The 6,837-nt window shown below is 67.7% G+C and carries 7 protein-coding genes; 6 read left to right on the top strand and 1 reads right to left on the bottom strand.

What is annotated here, in order from left to right:
* The 6 genes from HW577_RS17630 to HW577_RS17605 all read left to right on the top strand — a co-directional run bounded on the left by HW577_RS17630 (nt 1) and on the right by HW577_RS17605 (nt 5,520).
* Entirely contained in the window at nt 1-156 is a 156-nt protein-coding gene (locus tag HW577_RS17630; protein ID WP_332837751.1) for an oligopeptide/dipeptide ABC transporter ATP-binding protein, read from the top strand.
* Between the two features lie 145 nt (nt 157-301).
* Complete coding sequence (locus tag HW577_RS17625) at nt 302-1,354, top strand: ABC transporter ATP-binding protein (RefSeq protein WP_198377456.1); 1,053 nt, start codon at nt 302-304, stop codon at nt 1,352-1,354.
* A complete protein-coding gene (locus tag HW577_RS17620) occupies nt 1,351-2,874 on the top strand; it encodes an ABC transporter substrate-binding protein (protein ID WP_198377455.1) in 1,524 nt (507 codons plus the stop codon). Before HW577_RS17625 ends, HW577_RS17620 begins: the two co-directional genes overlap by 4 nt.
* Nucleotides 2,875-2,993: 119 nt before the next feature.
* Nucleotides 2,994-3,941, top strand: a complete 948-nt coding sequence (locus HW577_RS17615) for an ABC transporter permease (RefSeq protein WP_198377454.1) — start codon at nt 2,994-2,996, stop codon at nt 3,939-3,941.
* On the top strand, nt 3,938-4,810 hold the full coding sequence (locus HW577_RS17610; RefSeq protein ID WP_198377453.1) for an ABC transporter permease: 873 nt from the start codon (nt 3,938-3,940) through the stop codon (nt 4,808-4,810). The genes HW577_RS17615 and HW577_RS17610 overlap by 4 nt, the downstream gene beginning before the upstream one ends.
* Nucleotides 4,807-5,520 (top strand): metallophosphoesterase, encoded by a 714-nt coding sequence (locus HW577_RS17605; protein WP_332837750.1) that lies wholly within the window; start codon nt 4,807-4,809, stop codon nt 5,518-5,520. Before HW577_RS17610 ends, HW577_RS17605 begins: the two co-directional genes overlap by 4 nt.
* A 782-nt stretch (nt 5,521-6,302) precedes the next feature.
* Here HW577_RS17605 and HW577_RS17600 read toward each other — a convergent pair.
* Nucleotides 6,303-6,837: DbpA RNA binding domain-containing protein (locus tag HW577_RS17600; protein WP_198377452.1), on the bottom strand; the 535-nt coding region annotated here is incomplete at its 5' end.

The following is a 6,837-nucleotide window of genomic DNA, read 5'->3' as shown; positions in this document are numbered from 1 at the left end:
CTGCGCGCGCCGCCGCCGGGCTGCCGCTTCGCGCCGCGCTGCCCCTTCGCGCTGCCGCGCTGCGCGGAAGCCGCGCCGCCGCTGGCGGAAGTTGCGCCGGGGCACCTTTCGGCCTGCTGGCGCGCACCGCTCGACCAGGTGCTGGAGGCGGCGTGATGGACGAAGACAAAGCGGGGGAGGGGAACCTCCCCCGAGCCCCCTCTCTTTTCTGTCTGTTGGAGACTGACCCCGGCGGTCAGTTCCCCAAGGACAAGGAAGGTTGGGGGGCTCGGGGGGAAGTTCCCTTCCCCCCGACACTGCCATGACCGCCCTCCTTGAGCTTGACGGCCTGGTGAAGCGCTTCCCGGTGCGGGACGCGCTCGGCCGCCGCGCCGGCGCCGTCCACGCAGTCGATGGCGTCTCCCTCTCGGTCGCGGAGGGCGAGGTGCTCGCGATTGTCGGCGAGAGCGGCTGCGGCAAGTCGACGCTCGGGCGGCTGATGCTGAACCTCATCACGCCCGATGCGGGGTCCGTACGCTTCGCCGGGGAGGATCTGACGCGCCTGTCCGCGGCCGCGCTCCGCGCCCGCCGGCGCGACATGCAGCTGATCTTCCAGGACCCCTTCGCGAGCCTCGATCCGCGCATGACCGTGGAGCAGGCGATCGCCGAGCCGCTTCGCCTGCACCGCATTGTGCCGCGCGACCAGGAACGCGCGCGCGTGGCGGACCTGCTGGCGCGCGTCGGGCTGCGGCCGGAACTCGCGCGGCGCTGGCCGCATGAATTCTCCGGCGGGCAGCGGCAGCGCATCGCCATTGCCCGCGCGCTGGCCAGCCGCCCGCGCCTGATCGTTGGCGATGAGCCGGTCAGCGCGCTCGATGTCAGCGTGCAGGCGCAGGTGATCAACCTGCTCTCCGACCTGATACGCGAGTTCCGCCTGACCTTCGTGCTGATCAGCCACGATCTCGGCGTGGTGCGCCACGTCGCTGACCGCGTCGCTGTGATGTATCTCGGCCGCATCGTCGAGGAAGGGCCGGCGGAGCAGGTGCTGACCGCGCCGCTGCACCCCTACACGCGCGCGCTCCTCGCAGCCGTGCCCGGGCATGGGGCCAAGGCGCCGCCGATCGAGGGCGACGTTCCGTCCCCGATCGCCCCGCCGCCCGGCTGCCGCTTCCACACGCGCTGCCCCTTCGCCGAGGATCGCTGCCGCGTCACGGTGCCGGAGCTGTCCGCCGGACCGCATCGCGTCGCCTGCCACCTGACCGGGCGCCTGCCGCCCGCCCCGCCGCGTCCGGAACGGGCCGCCGGTGGCGAAAGGCTGCGGCGCCTGCAATCCTTCTTCCGGGCCCCTGGCCCGCAACCGGGAGCGCAACCATGAAAAGCACCGTCAAGGCCCTGCTGGCCGCCGCCGCCGCCATCCTGCCCGCGGTCGCGACGATCGCGCCGGCACAGGCACAGCACCTGCGCATCGCGCTGCGCGAGGACCCGGACATCCTCGACCCCACGCTGTCGCGCACCTATGTCGGCCGCATTGTCTATGCGGCGCTGTGCGACAAGCTTTTCGACATCAACGAGCGGCTGGAGATCGTGCCGCAACTGGCCACCGCGCATCGGTGGGAAAACCCGACGACGCTTCTCATCACGCTGCGGGAAGGCGTGCGCTTCCATGATGGGGAGGCGATGGATGCGGAGGCGGTACGCTACTCGCTCAACCGCCACATGACGATGCAGGGCTCCTTCCGCCGTTCCGAGATCGCCGACATGGAGGCGGTCGAGGTGGTCGATGCGCGTACTGTGCGCATCACGCTGAAGGCGCCCTCGGCGTCCTTCCTCGCGGCGCTGACCGATCGCGCGGGGATGATCGTGAGCCCCAAGGCGGCGGAAGCGGCGGGCCGGAACTTCGGCACCCGGCCGGTCTGCGCCGGACCCTTCCGCTTCGTCGAGCGCGTGGCGCAGGAACGCATCGTCGTCGAGCGTTTCCGCGAATACTGGGATGCGGCGAACATCCACTTCGACCGCGTCACCTACCTGCCGATCCCGGACAACACCGTGCGCCTGGCCAACATCCAGTCCGGCGCGGTCGAGTTCGCCGAGCGGATGGAACCCGACGACATCCGCGCCATCCAGCGCCAGCGGAACCTGCGCTCGGTCGCCGTCGACGAACTCGGCTATTTCGGCATCACCATCAATGTGGGCAATGGTGAGAGGGCGAACACGCCGCTCGGCCGCGATGCGCGCGTGCGCCAGGCCTTCGAGCTCGCCATCGACCGCGCCGCGATCAACCAGGTGGTCTATGAAGGGATGTACACGCCGACGCGCCAGCCCTTCCCGCCGGCCAACCCCTTCCACGTGCGGGACTTCCCGCCGACGACGCGCAACGTCGATCGCGCGCGTGCGCTGCTGCGCGAGGCCGGCGTCACGACGCCGCTCGCCATCGAGATGACGGTGCCGAACAACCCCGACCTGCGCCAGGTGGGGGAGGTGATCCAGTCCATGGCGGCCGAGGCCGGCTTCGCCGTGACGCTGCGCGCGATGGAATTCGCCTCCTCGCTGCAGGCGGCGACACGGGGCGATTTCCAGACCTATCTGGTCGGCTGGTCGGGGCGGACGGATCCTGACGGGAACATCTACACCTTCAGCCGCACCGGCGGCGGCCAGAATGACGGGCGCTATTCGAACCCCGAGGTGGACCGGCTGCTCGATGCCGCGCGCACCGAACTCGACGTCGCGAAGCGCCGCGACCTCTATGCCCAGGCGATCCGCATCTCGCTCGGCCAGGACGTGAACCGCATCTATCTTTGGCACCGCAAGAACATCATGGCGCACCAGACGCGGCTGGTCGGCTACCGGCCGATCGCGGACGGCATGATCCGCCTGCAGGGGATGAGGTTCCAGTGACGCGCGAGGAGGGCACGGGCGGCGCGGTCACGCCTCGCGCTCGCGGATCGCGCCGCCGCGCGATCCGCCGGCCCTTCACATGGTCCGCGCCCACGGCGCGGGACATGGTCTAGCCCGCCATGGGCATCTGGCTGCTGCGCAGGGTGGGGCAGGTGATCCCCACCCTCCTGATCCTCTCCTTCCTGATCTTCGGGCTGCAGCAGCTCATGCCCGGCGACCCGGCGCTGATCCTGGCGGGCGAGGAACGCGGCGACCCCGCCGTGCTCGCCGCCATCCGCGCCGAGCTCGGCCTCGATCGCCCCATCCACGAGCAATACCTGCTGTGGATGGGCAAGGTGCTGACCGGGGATTTCGGCTTCTCCTGGCGCATCCGCGTGCCCGTCAGCGAGCTGATCCTCGCGAAGCTGCCGGTGACCTTTCAGCTCGCCTCGATGGCCTTCGTCATCGCGGTGCTGATCGGCGTGCCGCTCGGCATCCTCTCGGCGGTGAAGAAGGATACCCCGGCCGACTGGGCGGCGAACGGGGCCGCGCTGTTCGGCATCTCCACGCCGAATTTCTGGCTCGGCATCATGATGATCCTGCTGTTCAGCGTGGAACTCGGCTGGCTGCCGCCCTCGGGCTACGTGCCGATCACCGAGGATTTCTGGCAGTCGATCTCCACAACCATCATGCCGGCCTTCGTGCTCGGCACCGGCGTTGCCTCGGTGCTTATGCGCCACACGCGGGCGGCGATGCTGACGGCCTTGTCGCAGGACTATGTGCGGACGGCGCGCGCGAAGGGGCTCAAGGAACGCGTCGTGATCTGGAAGCACGCGCTGCGCAACGCGCTCATCCCGGTCGTCACCCTCGGCGCCATCGAGTTCGGGCGCCTGCTGGCCGGGGCCGTGCTGACCGAGCAGATCTTCACCATCCCCGGCTTCGGGAAACTCATCGTCGATGCGGTGTTCAACCGCGACTATCCGGTGGTGCAGGGGGTGGTGCTGGCGACCGCGCTGATCTTCGTGCTGCTGAGCCTCGTCGCCGACATGCTCTACATGGCGATCAACCCGAGGCTCCGGCAGGCATGAGCGCGACGGCCGCCATTCCCGCCGGAGAAAGCCCGACGCGGCGCGCCATCAAGCGCTTCCTGCGCCACCGGCTCGCCGTCTTCGGGCTGATCATCGTGGTGCTGTTCGTCGCGGTTGCGCTCCTCGCGCCCCTCATCGCGCCCTACGACCCACTGCAGACCTCCTGGTCGCGCATCCGCAAGCCGCCCTCCTGGGATCATTGGATGGGCACGGACGAGAACGGGCGCGACGTGCTCTCCCGCGTCATCTGGGGGGCGCGCGCCTCGCTCATGGCGGGCGTCATCTCGGTGCTCGGCGCGCTGCTGCTCGGCGTGCCGCTCGGGCTGCTGGCGGGGCTCGCCGGCGGCTGGACGGATGCGATCATCTCGCGCGTCGCGGATGCGATGCTGTCGGTGCCCTTCCTGATCCTGGCCATCGCGCTCGCCGCCTTCCTCGGGCCAGCGCTGGAAAACGCGATGCTCGCCATCGCCATCACCGCGAGCCCGGTCTTCGTGCGGCTGTCGCGCGGCATGGCACTCGATGCGAAGTCGACCGATTGGATCGAGGCAGCCCGCGCGCTGGGCAACCCGCCCTGGCGCATCGCCTTTGTCCACGTCCTGCCCAACATCATCCCGCCGCTGCTGGTGCAGGCGAGCCTCGCCATTGCGGAAGCCATCATCGCCGAGGCCGCGCTCTCCTTCCTCGGCCTCGGCATGCAGCCGCCGAACCCGTCCTGGGGGTCGATGCTCAACTCCTCCCAGCGCTTCCTCACCCAGGCGCCGTGGCTGTCGATCTTCCCGGGCCTGACCATCATGATCGTGGTGCTGGCCTTCAACCTGATGGGCGATGGGCTGCGCGACGCACTCGACCCGCGGGCGGAGCGGCGGTGATCGAATTCCGCGAGGCGCCCGCCGCGCTGCCGCGCGGGCGCCGCATCTACGCGATCGGCGACGTGCACGGTGCCTTCGACAAGATGAAGGCGCTGCACCGCGCCATCGCCGCCGACCTGAAGGCACGCCCCGCGCCGTCAGCCCTGCTGCTGCACCTGGGCGACTATGTCGACAAGGGCCCGGACAGCCGGCGCGTGCTGGAGGACCTGGTGGCGAACGACCCCGTGCCGGGGCTCGAGGCGATGTTCCTCTGCGGCAACCATGAGGAGACGATGCTCGCCGCGCTGCAGGGCGATGGCGGCGCGGCCGCGGACTGGCTCTGGGGCGGCGGGCGCGCGACGCTCGAAGCCTGGGGCATCGACCCCGACAGCGCGCGGGAGGAATGGCCGCAGCATTTCGACCCGGCGATCTTGCGCTTCCTCCGCCGCCTTCACCTGTACCACCGGGAAGGCGGCTACGTGTTCGTCCATGCCGGCATCCGGCCGGGCATCGCGCTCGAGGAGCAGTCGCGCGAGGACCTGCTGCGCATCCGCCACGATTTCCTCGGCAGTCCGCGCGACCACGGCTTCGTCGTGGTGCATGGCCACACCGCCGGCTTCAACCCGGTGGTGCGGGAGAACAGGATCTGCCTCGACACCGCCGCCTGGTCCGGCGGGCCGCTCACCTGCGGGGTGTTCGAGGGCGACCGGCTGGGGTTTCTGCAGGCATGAGGGGTAGACGTACCTAGCGTGGTGCTTTTCTGGCATGTTGGAAGACAGCGAAAAATCTACTTGAAGCTAACATCAAGATAAGTTCTATTTATTATTGATTCTTTTTTGGTTCGCATTGACGCCGGAGAATGGAGACAGGGGAGTATCTTATGAAGATATATCCTATGCTTTTGGGAATTTTCCTTCTCGGGTGCTCTGCAATTTTACCTACTTCCTCTACAAATGATCCCCGATATTGTGGAAGAACATTCAATATTCCCCAAAATTCTGTCCGCGATAGGGTTCTTCTACGAGACTGGACAGGCTCGTGGTCAAGAATAGTCAGTCCTGGATCTATCCGTGGCCAAGTTGCTACCACAACACTTTGTTCAGCCTTAATTCTTTATCGAATCGATGGCCGCTTGAGGGGTGTTTATGTGTGGGGCGAAAATCTGGATTGGAATATTCCAAATTCTGGATCTCGAGATGTTTCTATTATTGAGAATGAAGAGAGGCTAGAATTCAGTTTTGGACCAAGAAACGTGGTAGTATTTATACGAAGAGTTGATAATCCGAATATCTTGGATGGACAGTATTTTCGGGATGGTAGTATTATCGCGTTCGGAGCTTTTCATTCTCCAGAAATCTAGCTCCGATTACATATATCTGGAATAGCTGGGGTTTTGTTAGAAAATTTTGTTTCTGGTTTTTTGTTTAAATGGCGTAATAGCTCTGAGAGCTACGGAGCTCTCGCGTGCTATTCTGCATCTGCTTCGACACCGCCGCCTGGTCCGGTGGGCCGCTCACCTGCGGGGTGTTCGAGGGCGCCCGGCTCGGTTTCCTTCAGGCGGCCTGACCGGGCGGCGCCGCGGCTCCTCGCCCGGTGGCTGGTGGTCGCGCGGCAGGGGCTGCATCGCCGCGATGCGGATCGCATCCTCCTCGCCCTCGGTCCGCCGCGCGGCGGCGGCGAAGCGGGCGGCGGCGTAGGGGGCGACCTCCACCTGCGTCTCCCGCGCCATGATGCGGATGCGGCCGATCTCCGCCCGCGTCACATGGCCGCGGCGGCACAGGAAGGGCAGCAGCCAGCGCGGGTCCGCATTGCCGGCGCGGCCGACATCGACGCGGAACCAGACGCCTTCGGAACCGCCTTCGCGCGGGGCCTCCGGCGCATCCCGCTGTGTCGGGCGGGCAGGGGCCATCTCCGACAGTTCCTCGGGCGCAGGCAGGGGCGCGCGCAGCACGCGCACCAGCGCGGCGGCGAGCGCTTCCGCGCCCACGCCCGCCAGGTCCCGCGCGATGGCCGCGTCCTGCTCGGCCGGCGGCTCGGCGAGCAGCGCG

It is taken from the genome of Neoroseomonas rubea (assembly GCF_016106015.1).
GTDB classification, from domain to species: Bacteria; Pseudomonadota; Alphaproteobacteria; order Acetobacterales; family Acetobacteraceae; genus Neoroseomonas; species Neoroseomonas rubea.
This window is presented reverse-complemented; position numbering and strand designations above follow the sequence as displayed.

Excerpts from the sequence above, each read along its gene's own strand:
- HW577_RS17615 (WP_198377454.1), top strand. The coding sequence starts at position 2,994 with ATGGGCATCTGGCTGCTGCGCAGGGTGGGGCAGGTGATCCCCACCCTC.
- HW577_RS17610 (WP_198377453.1), top strand. The coding sequence starts at position 3,938 with ATGAGCGCGACGGCCGCCATTCCCGCCGGAGAAAGCCCGACGCGGCGC.
- HW577_RS17620 (WP_198377455.1), top strand. The coding sequence starts at position 1,351 with ATGAAAAGCACCGTCAAGGCCCTGCTGGCCGCCGCCGCCGCCATCCTG.
- HW577_RS17625 (WP_198377456.1), top strand. The coding sequence starts at position 302 with ATGACCGCCCTCCTTGAGCTTGACGGCCTGGTGAAGCGCTTCCCGGTG.